This window comes from Arthrobacter sp. HMWF013, assembly GCF_003061105.1.
Taxonomy (GTDB): Bacteria; Actinomycetota; Actinomycetes; order Actinomycetales; family Micrococcaceae; genus Arthrobacter.
On record NZ_QAIQ01000576.1, the window covers coordinates 1 to 13,119 of the forward strand.

Annotated in this window: 12 protein-coding genes and 2 tRNA genes; 9 read left to right on the top strand and 5 right to left on the bottom strand. The window is 66.6% G+C overall.

What is annotated here, in order from left to right; translation table 11 throughout:
- The coding region (locus DBR22_RS19655; protein ID WP_108600387.1) for an SDR family NAD(P)-dependent oxidoreductase at positions 1-525 on the top strand (525 nt) is incomplete at its 5' end.
- Positions 526-548: 23 nt separating this feature from the next.
- On the opposite strand, the gene DBR22_RS19660 is transcribed toward DBR22_RS19655, so the two are convergent.
- The 4 genes from DBR22_RS19660 to DBR22_RS19675 are packed head-to-tail and all read right to left on the bottom strand — an operon-like array spanning position 549 to position 5,067.
- Positions 549-1,748 carry an acyl-CoA dehydrogenase family protein gene (locus tag DBR22_RS19660; RefSeq protein WP_108600388.1) on the bottom strand — a complete coding sequence of 400 codons (1,200 nt, stop codon included), beginning with the start codon at positions 1,746-1,748 and terminating at the stop codon, positions 549-551.
- A gap of 9 nt (positions 1,749-1,757) precedes the next feature.
- Positions 1,758-3,272 (bottom strand): APC family permease, encoded by a 1,515-nt coding sequence (locus tag DBR22_RS19665; protein WP_108600389.1) that lies wholly within the window; start codon positions 3,270-3,272, stop codon positions 1,758-1,760.
- Positions 3,269-4,480, bottom strand: coding sequence for a glutathionylspermidine synthase family protein (locus DBR22_RS19670; RefSeq protein WP_108600390.1), 1,212 nt, complete (start codon positions 4,478-4,480; stop codon positions 3,269-3,271). Before DBR22_RS19670 ends, DBR22_RS19665 begins: the two co-directional genes overlap by 4 nt.
- Before the next feature lie 2 nt (positions 4,481-4,482).
- On the bottom strand, positions 4,483-5,067 hold the full coding sequence (locus DBR22_RS19675; protein ID WP_108600391.1) for a Tat pathway signal protein: 585 nt from the start codon (positions 5,065-5,067) through the stop codon (positions 4,483-4,485).
- 171 nt (positions 5,068-5,238) lie between these two features.
- Here DBR22_RS19675 and DBR22_RS19680 point away from each other — a divergent pair, with 171 nt between their 5' ends.
- The 7 genes from DBR22_RS19680 to DBR22_RS19710 all read left to right on the top strand — a co-directional run bounded on the left by DBR22_RS19680 (position 5,239) and on the right by DBR22_RS19710 (position 11,029).
- On the top strand, positions 5,239-5,895 hold the full coding sequence (locus DBR22_RS19680) for an MOSC domain-containing protein (protein ID WP_108600392.1): 657 nt from the start codon (positions 5,239-5,241) through the stop codon (positions 5,893-5,895).
- Between the two features lie 405 nt (positions 5,896-6,300).
- Entirely contained in the window at positions 6,301-8,529 is a 2,229-nt protein-coding gene (locus DBR22_RS19685; protein ID WP_108600393.1) for a DEAD/DEAH box helicase, read from the top strand.
- A 203-nt stretch (positions 8,530-8,732) separates the two neighbouring features.
- The gene (locus DBR22_RS19690; protein WP_258229324.1) at positions 8,733-9,314 is read left to right on the top strand and encodes a LysM peptidoglycan-binding domain-containing protein; all 582 of its coding nucleotides are present in this window, start codon (positions 8,733-8,735) and stop codon (positions 9,312-9,314) included.
- A 119-nt stretch (positions 9,315-9,433) separates the two neighbouring features.
- Positions 9,434-9,505 (top strand) — tRNA-Thr (locus tag DBR22_RS19695).
- A 61-nt stretch (positions 9,506-9,566) separates the two neighbouring features.
- Positions 9,567-9,640 (top strand) — tRNA-Met (locus DBR22_RS19700).
- Positions 9,641-9,750: 110 nt separating this feature from the next.
- Positions 9,751-10,308: a dihydrofolate reductase family protein gene (locus DBR22_RS19705; protein WP_108600395.1), complete on the top strand. Its 558-nt coding sequence runs from the start codon at positions 9,751-9,753 to the stop codon at positions 10,306-10,308.
- A gap of 64 nt (positions 10,309-10,372) precedes the next feature.
- Entirely contained in the window at positions 10,373-11,029 is a 657-nt protein-coding gene (locus DBR22_RS19710) for an NAD(P)H-binding protein (RefSeq protein ID WP_108600396.1), read from the top strand.
- Between the two features lie 12 nt (positions 11,030-11,041).
- On the opposite strand, the gene DBR22_RS19715 is transcribed toward DBR22_RS19710, so the two are convergent.
- Complete coding sequence (locus DBR22_RS19715; protein ID WP_108600397.1) at positions 11,042-12,208, bottom strand: ROK family protein; 1,167 nt, start codon at positions 12,206-12,208, stop codon at positions 11,042-11,044.
- 128 nt (positions 12,209-12,336) lie between these two features.
- On the opposite strand from DBR22_RS19715, the gene DBR22_RS19720 reads away from it, so the two are divergent.
- A partial coding sequence (locus tag DBR22_RS19720; protein ID WP_258229325.1) for an alpha-amylase family glycosyl hydrolase occupies positions 12,337-13,119 on the top strand: 783 nt, incomplete at its 3' end.

The following is a 13,119-nucleotide window of genomic DNA, read 5'->3' on the forward strand; positions in this document are numbered from 1 at the left end:
GACCCGGAAGCAGCGGACCGGCTTGTGGCCGAGGCGACGGGCCTCGCCGGGCCGCTCCAGGGTCTGGTGCTCAGCCACGCTGAGTCCGTGGATTCCGGGATCATGGACACCACGCTGGAAGCCTTTGAGCGCCACTTCGCCGTGAACACACGGGCCAGCTGGCAACTGATCGCCGCGTTCACACGGCAGGCACCGGCCGACGGCGGCGCGATCGTTGCGCTGACCAGTGACCATACGGCGTTCAACCTGCCGTACGGCGCGTCAAAGGGTGCCCTCGACCGGATTGTCATTGCCGCTGCGCGCGAGCTGGGGCCGCTGGGCATCTCGGCGAACGTGCTCAACCCGGGGCCCATCGACACCGGCTGGATGAGCCGTGAGGTCCGTGAAGAGCTCACCGCCAGGCAGCCGGGCGGCCGGCTGGGAACTCCGGCGGACATCGGCGCCACCGTGGCGTTCCTGCTGTCACCGGCAGGCCGCTGGGTGTCCGGCCAGCTGGTCAAGGCCGACGGCGGCTTCTCGGCCTGAGGGCCTTACCTTCGGAGCCCGCGCTACCGGAACGCGTTGAGGCCCGTGATGTGCTGCCCGAGGATCAGGGTATGGACTTCGTCGGTGCCTTCATAGGTGCGGACCGATTCCAGGTTGGCCGCGTGCCGCAGCGGCGGGTAATCCAGGGTGATCCCGTTGCCGCCCAGGATCGAACGTGCTTCCCGGGCGATGGCGATGGCCTCACGCACGTTGTTCAGCTTCGCCAGCGAGATCTGCTCCGGCTTGAGCCTGCCCGCGTCCTTGAGCCTTCCCAGGTGGATGGCCAGCATGGTTCCCTTCTGGATTTCCACGAGCATGTTGACCAGCTTTTCCTGGGTCAGCTGGTACCCGGCCAGCGGCTTCCCGAACTGCAGCCGGTCCAGGGAGTACTTCAGGGCGGCTTCGTAGGAATCGCGGGCTGCGCCCATGGCCCCCCACGCGATCCCGTAGCGTGCCTCGTTCAGGCACGTGAAAGGGCCCCGCAAACCAAGGGCCGCGGGGAGCATGGCCTCCGGTCCCAGCCGGACGCCGTCGAACACCACATCGCATTGGATGGAGGCCCGCATCGAGAGCTTCTGCGGGATGGGCGTGGCCGTGACCCCGGGTGTTCCTGCCGGCACCAGGAAGCCGCGGACGCCGTCGTCGGTCCTGGCCCAGACCACCATCACCCCGGCCACGGACGCCAGCCCGATCCAGCGCTTGGCACCGTCCAGCACCCAGCCGGCGTCGTCTCCCGTTCCGTCCCGGCGGGCAACAGTGGTCATGGAGGACGGATCCGAACCGGCCGTGGGTTCGGTCAGGGCGAAGCACCCGATCACCTCGCCGGCGGCCATCCGGGGGAGCCACTCCTGCTTCTGGTCCTCGGAACCCCACTTGTGGATGGCGGTCATGGCCAGCGAGCCCTGGACCGAGACGAAGGTCCTGATCCCGGAGTCGCCGGCCTCAAGTTCCATGGCGGCAAGACCGTATTCGACGGCGGTGCGGCCGGGACAGCCGTACCCCTCCAGGTGCATGCCCAGGACGCCGAGTTCGCCCAGTTCGGGTGCGAGCTCCAGGGGGAAGACGGCGTCGTCGTACCAGCGCGCAATGCCGGGTTTGATGCGCTGGTCGGTGAAGTCGCGGAGCTTCTGACGGACTTCGAGCTCGTCCGGGCTCAGCAGGGAGTCGAGGGCGAGGATGTCGGAAGGATCCATACCCAGGGGTGTGGCGGCGTCGTAGCTCATGGGAGCATCCTACGGGCCGGCCGGGACCCCGGGCTTTCCGGTGAAGTACTCCCGGGTTGAGGGCAGGAACCGGCAGACAACCGCCAGCACAACGCCCAGGGCCAGCAACACCACGCCGCTGACAAACGCGCCGCCGATGCCGAAGATCTGGGTATCGCCGTACGCCGGGTCCCACATTTCGACCGCCGAGATGAAGAATGCTGCCGTCAGGAGCAGGGCACCGGCCAGCGGCAGGATGCCCCGGAACCAGAGGTTGCGGGCCGAGTCCCGGAGGGTGCCGCGGAAATACCAGGCGCACGAGAAGCCGGTGAGTGCGTAGTAGAAGGCGATGAACAGGCTGATGGCGCTGATGGAATCGGAGAGCAGGTTTTCGCTGAGGAAGTTCATGGCCACGTAGTAGGCCACGGCGGCAGCGCCCATCACCTGGGTGGAGAATCCCGGGGTCTGGTTGCGCGGGTGGACTTCACCGAACTTCGGCGGCAGCGCCCCGTACACACCCATGGACAGTGTGCCGCGCGCCGTGGGAAGGATGGTGGTCTGCGTGGAGGACAGCACGGACGCGAGGACGGCCACGATGATCAGCCAGCCCCACGGACCCAGGACCACGTCCTTCATGGCCAGGAAGACGTCATCCTGGTTGGCTTCGTTGCCCAGCCCGATTCCCTCCGTGCCCACGGTGGCGTACATCATGACCAGCAGGGCCACCGAAACGTAGATGGCCACCAGCACAAAAGCCGAAATGACGGCGCCGCGGCCGGGCGTTGTGGCCGGATTCTCGGTTTCCTCGTTCACCGCCAGGCAGGTGTCCCAGCCCCAGTAGATGAACAGGGCCAGCAGGGCGCCGTGCACCACGGCACTGGGATCGGCGAACGCGCCGGCCGGGTTGAACCACTCGATATCGAAGGCCTGGCCCTCAGGGGCACCGCCCGCGATCCGGACAATCAGCGCAATGGCGAATATGCCCAGCGAGACATACTGCACGTATGTCAGGACCCGCTGGACATGCTCGCCCAGCCTGATGCCGCGGTAGTTCACCAGTGTCATGAAGACGATGAACAGAACACCCGTGGCCGTGACCACCACTTTGTTTCCGCCAAGTGAGCCGTCGCCGATCAGGAGCCACAGGTACTGCCCGGCCACCTGGGCAAGGTTGGCCAGCACCACGATGCCCGCCAGCGCCACGCCCCAGCCGCCCAGCCACCCTGCCCACGGCCCGAACGCGCGGCGCGACCAGGTGAACGTGGTTCCGCAGTCCGGCATCGCGCTGTTCAGTTCACGGAAGGCGTAGGCGATGAAGAGGACCGGGATGAAGCCCAGGATCAGGATAAGAGGGGTGTAATTGCCGTTCACGGCAACAATCAGCCCCAGGGTGGCTGCCAGGGAGTACACGGGGGCGGTGGAGGCAAGCCCCAGCATGACCGAGTCGCCGAGGTCCAGGATCCCGGCGCGGAGGCCCTTGGCGGGAACGGCACCGCCGGAGGGACCCCCGGGGCCGCCGGCCGCCGTCGTCGTCTCTGTGCTCATAGTGCGATACCTGCTTTGCTGGAGTGGGCCTGCACCGAAAGCGGAGCGGGGGCGTCAATGGTGTTGGGCACAAAACGGCAGAAGTAATCGGTAATGGGGCCGTCCGATTCCCGGATCCCGCAGCCCACGGACTCACCGTCCACCACCCACAGGCCCAGGACCGGATGGTTGCCGTCGAAGTCGGGGAGCGGATGGTACTGCTGGTAGCACCAGCCTTCGCGCCCGTATCCGCCCGGCTGTTCGAGGCTGATGCCGGGTGCGTGGATCCTGATGTTGTCGCCTTCGCGCCCGTGCAGGGGCTTGGCCACCCATTCCTTCAGGGGCCCGGGCTCGTTGAGGTAGGCGGGCAGGAGGTTGGGGTGGTCCGGGTACAGGTGCCACAGCGCGGCGAGCAACGCCTTGTTGGAGAGCAGCATCTTCCAGGCCGGCTCCACCCAGCGTGGATTGTGGGCCCGCTGCAGCAGCCGGTGCCCGAACGGCTCCTTCATCATCAGCTCCCACGGGTAGAGCTTGAACATGGTGCTGATCATGAAGTTGTCCAGGTCCACGAACCGGTTGAGGTTGGGGTCCCAGCCGATATCCGACATGTTGATCCCGATGGTGGTCCAGCCCGCCTGGCTGGCGACATCGCGCATGTAGGCCGCGGTCATCCAGTCCTCGCCCGACTCCTCGGCCTCGGAATGGGCAATGTGGAGGGTGCTCATCCCGGTCCGGTACTGCATCTTCTTCCACTGCCGGATCAGCGCCTCGTGGATGCCGTTCCACTGGTCCTTTTCAGGAAAGACATCCTGCAGCCAGAACCACTGCGCCACGGCAGCCTCGATCAGGCCGGTGGGGGTGTCCGCGTTGTACTCGAGCATCTTGGCCGGGCCCCCCTGGCCGTCATAGATGAAGTCGAACCGGCCGTACACGTCCATGTCACCTGCCTGCAGCGACTCGGCCGCCAGCTCCAGGGCCTGCGGGCCGATGCCGATGTTCCCCATGGCGCCGGTGGCCAGGAAGCGGGCCGCCTCCAGGCACATCTTGTGCATGTCCTCGGCAGTGACCTCGAGCGTTTCCACCTCGTCCATGGTGAATTCGTAGTACGCGGCCTCATTCCAGTACTCGATCTTCCGGCCGTCGGGCATGGTGGTGGTGGAGAAGACCAGGCCCTGCTCTTCGATCTTCTGCTTCCAGTCAGGCCTGGGCTCCGATAACAACCGCTTCACGCCTAGCCCCCCGTGCTTCCGCCCTTGGAGCTGCTGCCGAAGCCGCCCCGGCTGACCGTTCCGCCCTTGGTGCTGTAACCCGTGGACGCTTTGGCTCCGCTGGGAATGTTGTTGGTGTAGCTCGGGTACGAGGACCGGTTCTGGCCCACGGCCGGCACGCTGGCGCCGCGCGAGTAGAAGTACCAGGCGTACAGTGCACCGCCGCGGCCGGCGGAGCTGTTGCACTGGGTGTCTTCGACGCGCTCGCCGGTCTCCTCGTTGAAACACACCTGGGCGTACTCGGGTTCGTCCTCGTTGCTTGCGACGATGGCGGTGATGGTGCCGGCCAGGAGTGCCGTCACGCCCAGGCCCACCACGACAGTCCGCCGCTGCGAGCGCTTCTTCCGCGCGGCCGCATCGTGGAGCTCACGCTCGCGGTCCTTCGCGAAGGGGTCCACCGTTGGCGTGGGCTGATTCAGGAGTTCAGGGCGGAGTTCCGGCTTCGGCACCTGCCATGGCGGCGGTTTCGGCATGCCTTTTGTGCGGTCCGCATCAGGGCCGCCTTGGTCCTTGTCCGGACCGTTGTCCTGGTCCTTGTCCGGGTCCATGACTTCCCCCTTGGTAGTCCATGCTCAAATGTGGGCGCAACCTTGCGCGAGGCAACTAAATCCTGAAATCAGCCTAACCGGTGCCCCGGCCTGCTGCGAGCAGAAACCGGGGGAGAAGTCCCCACCCGGCAGCGCAGGCCGAACGTCCCTTGGGGAACCTACACTGGAGCCATGGAAACCGCATCAGTACTCGCCGTCTGCCGCGTCCACCAGCTTCTTCCCGACGAAAGCAGCGTGGGGGTCACCGCCATCGACAAGCGGCCGGTGGAAGGCCCCGTCAAGGTCCACAAGCTGGGCCTCCGTGGCGATATCCAGGCGAACAGGGTCCATCATGGCGGGCTGGATCAGGCCCTCTACGCGTATTCGCAGGAGGAGGCCGATTACTGGGCGGAAGAGCTTCAGCGGGACCTTCCGCCGGGGGTCTTCGGCGAAAACCTCAGGGTATCCGGCATCGAAACCACCGGGGCAGTGATCGGGGAGCGCTGGAAGATCGGGCTGGACGTGGAAGTGGAAGTTACGTCGCCGCGCACGCCCTGCGCCACTTTCCAGCGGCGGTTCAAGGAGCCCCGGTTCGTCAAACGGTTTACTGAAGCCGGACGCGTGGGAGCCTACCTGCGGGTGACCCGGACCGGCACCATCCAGGCCGGCGACCATATCCACCGGCTGTACGTCCCCACGCATGGCATTACGATCGGCAAGTGGTTCAGCGATCCGGACCCTGAGTCAATGGAAGCGCTCCGGGATGCCGACGCCGACGGGGAGATCCGCCTGCAGCAGCCGGAATTCAACCAGAAGTTCGAGTCGCTGTTGCGGCAGCTGGCCCGGTAGCCGCTGCCCGGATGGGGCACGGGCGGGAGCCGTGTGAGCAAGCCCACCGCCGCCGTCGTGCCTTCAATTACCTGGAAGGCGGATCCATACCTTACACTTGAAACATCCCCCACTCCGGAAATCCCTTATTCCTGCCCAATTTTTGAGGCAGGACTGGCAAGTGTTGGGGCCCGCTATTGCGATGCGGGCATTTTCATAGGGAGAGCCGGCTAAAGAAAACGCTGTACAGACTGCTGGGATAGCAGCCAAGAGATGCAGCGTGAAGTCCTGCCACGGGATTGCGAAAGCGCCGGACTTCTAAATGACCGGCCGGTCAATGTTTGCCCGGCACCCACGGCACAGTACTGCGGCTCCGCTCACCTCGGGTAGTGCCGCCTGGCCCCCTATGGATGAGGAAATTTCCCTATGCCCGAAAACCAAAATGACTCCGTCGAGACCGAAACTACCGTGACCGACGTCGAGACCGCACCCGCTGCAGTCTTTATCGAAGCACCGCAGGCAGACGCCCCCCAGGCCGACGTCCAGCAGGACGAAGCCCCGCAGGCCGAGGCCATCAAGGCCGAAGAAGCTCCCCAGGCTGAAGCCCCCCGCACCGAAGAAGCACGCACGGAAGAAGCCCCCCAGGCTGACCCCACCAGCGGCGAAGCCGGCACTGAAGCTGACGGCATCCGCTTCGCCGATCTCGGCATTGACGGCCGCGTCCTCGCAGCACTGCAGGATGTCGGCTACGAGAAGCCTTCCCCCATCCAGGCCGCAACCATCCCGTTGCTGCTTGAAGGCCGCGACGTCGTGGGCCTCGCCCAGACGGGTACCGGTAAGACTGCAGCATTCGCAGTACCGGCACTGTCCCGCCTGGCCGAGCTCCACGACCTCAACGGCCCGTCCCGCAAGACCCAGGCCCTGGTCCTGGCACCGACCCGCGAGCTCGCGCTCCAGGTTGCCGAGGCCTTCACCTCCTACGCCAAGCACATCGATGACTTCACGGTCCTCCCCGTTTACGGCGGCTCCGCTTACGGCCCCCAGCTCGCCGGCCTGCGCCGCGGTGCCCAGGTTGTTGTGGGTACCCCCGGCCGTGTGATCGACCACATCTCCAAGGGTTCCCTGGACCTGTCCGAACTCCAGTACCTGGTGCTGGACGAGGCCGACGAAATGCTGCGCATGGGCTTCGCCGAAGACGTGGAGCAGATCTTCCAGCAGACTCCGTCGGACCGCCAGGTTGCCCTGTTCTCCGCCACCATGCCGAGCCAGATCCGCCGGATGTCCAAGCAGTACCTGAACAACCCGGCCGAGATCTCGGTCAAGTCCAAGACCACCACCGGCGCCAACACCCGCCAGCGGTACCTGCAGGTCATGGGCCCGCACAAGCTGGACGCGCTGACCCGCATCCTCGAGGTTGAAGAGTTCGACGGCGTTATCGCCTTCGTGCGCACCAAAATGGCTACCGAGGACCTGGCTGACAAGCTGAAGGCGCGGGGCTTCCAGGCTGCCGCCATCAACGGCGACATCCCGCAGCAGCAGCGCGAGCGGACCGTCGAGGCGCTGAAGGAAGGCCGCATCGACATCCTCGTGGCCACCGACGTCGCGGCCCGCGGCCTTGATGTCGAGCGCATCAGCCACGTGATCAACTACGACATCCCGCACGACACCGAGTCCTACGTGCACCGCATCGGCCGTACCGGCCGCGCAGGCCGCAGTGGTGACGCTGTGCTGTTCATGACCCCGCGGGAGAAGTACCTGCTGCGTTCCATCGAGAAGGCAACCCGCCAGCCGGTGGAGCAGATGCACCTGCCCACGGCCGAGACGGTCAACACCTTGCGCCTGGGCAAGTTCGCCGAGCGCATCACCGAGACCCTCGAGTCCGAGGACGTTGCCGCGTTCCGCGACCTCATCTCCTCCTACGAGGAAGAGCACAACGTGCCGGCCTCGGAGATCGCTGCTGCGCTGGCCGTTATGGCCCAGGGCGGACAGCCGCTCCTGGTCAAGGAACTGCCTGCAGCTCCTGAGTTCCAGAAGCGCGAGCGCTCCAAGGACGGCTTCGGCTCACGCGGCCCCACCCGTACCCTCACCGAGGGCAACGCCACCTACCGGATCGCCGTCGGACGCCGCCAGCGCGTCATGCCGGGTTCCATCGTTGGCGCCATTGCCAACGAAGGCGGCATCTCCTCGGCCCAGATCGGCGGCATCGACATCCGCTCGGACCACTCCCTCGTGGAGCTTCCGGCGGACCTGAGCCCCGAGCAGCTGCGCGCACTGTCCCGCACCCGGATCGGCGGCGAACTGATCCACCTCGAGCTGGACAACGGCCGCAAGCCCTCCGGCGGCGGCGAGCGTGGCGGATACCAGGGCAACCGTGGCGGCGGCGACCGCGGCGGTTACTCCGGTGGAGACCGTGGCGGCAACTTCAAGGGCAACGGCGGGTTCAAGAAGGAATTCCGCAAGTCCGACGGCGAGCGCAGCTCAGCTGACCGCGGCGGCCGCTCCTACAGCGACCGTTCAGAGCGCTCCGTTGGCACCGACAGCGGCGCAAACCGCGGCCAGGCCAGCGACTCCCGCTTCGGCGGCCACGGCGACGGCTCACGCAAGCCCCGCACCGAGGGCGGCCAGGGCGGTTTCAACCGCAAGGGCAAGTGGTAACCGTCAGCTAGCCTGACAAATTCCCCCTGTGGGCCGGCTTTCGAGCCGGCCCACAGGCATTTAACGCCCGACGGCGTGCTGCCGCGACGGGTCCGGCCCTTGGCAGCGGATGCTTCCACCCCTACGATCGAGGGGCTACCGACCGCGTAGCTGCGGATCGACCCGGCCTGGCTGCGGCCCGGCTCTGTCGGTCGCAAAGCCTCATGAAAGGCAACACTGTGGGATTCCTGGACGATCTGAAGAAGAACCTCGGGATTGGGGACAAGAACGGGGCGAAGGACGCACCGCAGGCAGGCGGGGGCGTGGAGGCCGGAGCCGGCACCACCCAGGCAACTCCTGCCGGCACAGCCACCCCCGAGGTGAGCCAGGACCATGCGGCAGCGGACCAGGCGGCGGCTGACCAGGCAGCGGCTGACCAGGCCGCCGCGGACGCTGCAGCCGCCCAGCAGGCCGCCGCTGACGCGTCAGCCGCCCAGCAGGCCGCCGCGGACCGGGCAGCGGCTGACCAGGCTGCCGTAGACGCTGCAGCCGCCAATCAGGCCGCCGCGGACGCTGCGGCCGCCCAGCAGGCCGCCGACGCGCAGGCTGCAGCTGCAGCCGCAGCTGCACCACCGCCCGCTCCCGCCCCGGCGGCGGTTTCGGAGGTCGTGGTTGAGGCCGGGGATACCCTGGGCGGGATCGCCGTACAGTTCGGCGTGGACCTGGACGCCCTGATCGCGGTTAACGCGGACACCGTCCCGAACCCGGACCTGATTTACCCCGGACAGGTGCTGCGCCTGCCGTAGTTTTCAATGCCGGATTGAGGCCATAAAAAGGGCGCCGATGCAACTGTTTCGGCGCCCTCTGACCGGCCCTGATGCCGATTTGTTGGTGGCGAAATCTTCCGGTAGAGTATTTACTCGTTGCCCCCCTAGCTCAGTGGTAGAGCGCGTTCTTGGTAAGAACGAGGTCACCGGATCGATTCCGGTGGGGGGCTCTGGATGAGGGCCTGTGTCAAGGCGGTTTTTGACCGGCTTGCGCAGGTTTTTCTCATTCGTGGCGGTGTAGCTCAGTTGGTTAGAGCGCACGACTCATAATCGTGAGGTCGGGAGATCGAGCCTCCCCACCGCTACAGAGCAGGACCCCGAAGGCCAACGCCTCCGGGGTCCTTTTGCATACCCCGGATCTTCCGGCCCACACAGACGCCTATCCAACCCGGATCCGCCGGGGCAGAATGTGCGCATGGGCAAGCTCACATACCACCTCTCCGCTTCGCTGGACGGGTACATCGCGGACCGGGACGGCAATTTCGACTTCAGCCAGCCGGATGAGGAAGTCCATGCCTTCGTCAACGACCTCCAACGAGACGTAGGCACCTACCTTTTTGGCCGCAACATGTACGAGGTCATGTCGGTCTGGGAAACCTGGGACACCTCGGCGGAGCCTGCTGTAGTGCAGGATTTTGCGCGGATCTGGCACGGGGCGGACAAAGTGGTGTACTCCACTACGCTTGCTGCCGCCTCCACCGCCCGCACCAGGATCGAGAAGACCTTCGATCCTGAGGCAGTCCGGAAGCTGAAGGCCGGAACCGAGAGCGGTATTGGCATCGGCGGTCCCATTCTCGCCTCCGCTGCCCTGCAGGCGGGGCTGGTGGACGAATGCAGTCTCTTCGTCTGCCCGTATGTGGTGGGCGGCGGCCGGAAGTACCTTCCCGATGGCCTGAACCTCAGGCTTCAACTCCTCGAGGAACATACCTTCGGCAGCGGCACGGTGTACCTCCGCTACCGCGTGCTGCCCTGAGCCCGGCGTCCCCCGAGGCGGCGCGGTCCGGCCTCCGGTGGCCGGCAGGTGCAGAATGGGGGACATGACCCGCATCGTAATCATCGGCGGCCACGGCAAAGTGGCCCTGCACCTGTCCACCCTGCTCACCGGGGAAGGCCACAGCGTCACCTCGATCATCCGCAACCCGGACCATGCCGGCGACGTCTCGGCAACCGGCGCGACGCCGTCGGTCCTCGACATTGAAAACTCGACGACGGCGGAAATCGCCGGTGCGCTCAGCGGACATGACGCGGTGGTCTGGTCCGCCGGCGCCGGCGGCGGCAACCCGGAGAGGACGTATGCGGTGGACCGCGACGCCGCGATCCGGTCGATGGACGCGGCGGCGGAGGCCGGCGTCGGGCGTTATGTCATGGTCTCCTACCTGGGCGCCGGTCCGGACCATGGGGTGCCGGCGGACAACAGCTTCTTCGCCTATGCAGAGGCCAAAGCGGCGGCGGACGAGTACCTGCGCGGCACGGACCTGGCGTGGACCATCCTGGGGCCGGGCGCACTGACGGACCGGCCCGGGACCGGGCTCATCGAGGTGGATCCCCTGCCGGAGGGCGGCCAGGAAACGTCCCGCAGCAATACTGCCAGTGTTGCTGCAGCTGTGCTTGACCTGCCTGAGACCGCCGGTAGGACCATCGAATTCCGCGATGGCACCCTGCCCATCGCTGCGGCGCTGCAGCCCCGGGCCTGAACGCGGCCGGCCCTACGTCCCCGCCGGAAGTTCCAGGTCGAGGGCATGCGCCTCCACGTAGTCGAGCGCATGCCGGACTGCCCCCACCGTCACGATCGAATCGCCCAGCGGCGACGCCGTGACCCGGGGGACCGTGGCGGTGAAGCGGGGCAGCCGCTCCATGATGCCCGGCAGCAGCACCCCCGCTGAATCGGCTACGGCGCCGCCGAGCACCACCTGCTCTGGGTTGGCCATAATGGCCACCGAGGCGATCACCCGTGCCACGCGCTCTGCCAGCCTGTCCATGACCAGGACGGCGGCGGGGTCACCGGCTGCCGCGGCCGCGAACACCTCCCGGGCTTCGACCGTGGGCGGTTCCCCGGGCCGGGCAAACCACTCGCGGGCAAGGTAGGCGATGCCATCGGCGCTGCCCACGCCCTCGATCATGTCCAGGTAGCCCATCTCGCCGGCGGCCCCGCTGTGCCCGTGCAGCAGCCGGCCCGATTCGATAATGCCGGCGCCCATCCGCTCGCTGGCCAGGATGACCACCAGGTCATTGACGCCTACGCCTGATCCCCGCCACCGTTCACCCAAAGCGGCCAGGTTGGCGTCGTTTTCCAGCAGTACCCGCCAGCCATGCCGCTCGGCAAGGGCCGTGCGGAGTCCGACGTCGAACTTCCGCCAGAACTGCTTTGTCAGCAGGACGTTGCCGTCCCGGTCCACGGGTGCTGCCAGGCCCGCTGTTACCGCCAGGACAGCAGCCGGACCGGTCCCTGCCTCAGCCAATGCCTCGCCACACGCCTGGTTCACCACCTCGATCCGCTCGCGGGCCGGAATTTCAGCGCTGCGGAAGGAGCGGCTCGCCTTGCCCACGATGGTTCCGCGAAGGTCTGCCACCACCGCAGTGGTGGTGGCGGCGCCGATGTCGATGCCCACAACGAAGCCGGCCCGGGGGTTCAGTTCGAAGCGCCGGGCGGGCCGGCCCTTCAATGAGCCGGTTTCGCGGCCGGAGTCCAGCTCGCTGATCCACCCGCGGCGGAGCAGGTCTTCGCATACGGCAATGACGGAGGCCCTGGTCAGGCCCGTGGCTGCCATCAGGTCGGTGCCGGTGGCTACCCCGGTGGTCCGCAGGAAGGCCAAGGCGGCGTGGGCATTGACCCGGCGCATCATCTGGGGCGTGGCCGCTCCGCCTGCTTTCATGTGATCTTGACCTTCCGATACCCGGGACCGATAATTGATGGTGAGTATATTTAGATTCTATCTAAATTGCTTCCCTTGAGCGTAACCACCATCAAAATAACCACGGCCGAGACCTCCGAAGGATTCCCTTGCCCAACACCGCCACGCTGGCAACCCTGTCCGATTCAGACCGCATGAGCGATCCCAACTGGTGGCGCCAGGCCGCCGTGTACCAGATCTATCCGCGCAGCTTCTCCGACTCGAACGGCGATGGCATCGGTGACATCAAGGGCATCACGGCCAGGGTCCCGTACTTGAAGGAACTGGGGATCGACGCCGTCTGGCTGAGCCCGTTCTACCCCTCGGCCCTCGCCGACGGCGGCTACGATGTGGACGATTACCGCGATGTGGACCCCAAGCTCGGCACGCTGGCGGACTTCGACGAAATGGCCGCAGCCCTTCACCAGGCCGGGATCAAGCTCATCGCCGACATCGTGCCCAACCACTCCTCCAACCGGCACGAATGGTTCAAGGAGGCCCTCGCGTCGCCGAAGGGCTCCGCTGCCCGCGACCGTTACATCTTCCGCGACGGCAAGGGCCCCAACGGCGAGTTCCCGCCCTCGGACTGGGATTCAGTCTTCGGCGGGCCGGCCTGGGAGCGCATCACCGAGCCGGACGGCACCCCGGGCCAGTGGTACATGCACATCTTCGCCAAGGAGCAGCCGGACCTGAACTGGTCCAACCGGGAAGTCCGCGACGACTTCCTCAGGACCCTGCGCTTCTGGTCCGACCGCGGCGTGGACGGCTTCCGCGTGGACGTTGCCCATGCCCTCACCAAGGACCTCACCGAGCCGCTGCTGTCCAAGCTGGAACTGAGCGCCGCCAACACCGGTGTGGACGGTTTCGACGACGGCACGCACCCCTTCTGGGAC

Coding starts and splice junctions, on each gene's coding strand:
- DBR22_RS19690 (WP_258229324.1), top strand. CDS start 8,733: ATGAAAGGCAACACTGTGGGATTCCTGGACGATCTGAAGAAGAACCTC.
- DBR22_RS19710 (WP_108600396.1), top strand. CDS start 10,373: ATGACCCGCATCGTAATCATCGGCGGCCACGGCAAAGTGGCCCTGCAC.
- DBR22_RS19705 (WP_108600395.1), top strand. CDS start 9,751: ATGGGCAAGCTCACATACCACCTCTCCGCTTCGCTGGACGGGTACATC.
- DBR22_RS19685 (WP_108600393.1), top strand. CDS start 6,301: ATGCCCGAAAACCAAAATGACTCCGTCGAGACCGAAACTACCGTGACC.
- DBR22_RS19675 (WP_108600391.1), bottom strand. CDS start 5,067: ATGGACCCGGACAAGGACCAGGACAACGGTCCGGACAAGGACCAAGGC.
- DBR22_RS19665 (WP_108600389.1), bottom strand. CDS start 3,272: ATGAGCACAGAGACGACGACGGCGGCCGGCGGCCCCGGGGGTCCCTCC.
- DBR22_RS19680 (WP_108600392.1), top strand. CDS start 5,239: ATGGAAACCGCATCAGTACTCGCCGTCTGCCGCGTCCACCAGCTTCTT.
- DBR22_RS19715 (WP_108600397.1), bottom strand. CDS start 12,208: ATGAAAGCAGGCGGAGCGGCCACGCCCCAGATGATGCGCCGGGTCAAT.
- DBR22_RS19660 (WP_108600388.1), bottom strand. CDS start 1,748: ATGAGCTACGACGCCGCCACACCCCTGGGTATGGATCCTTCCGACATC.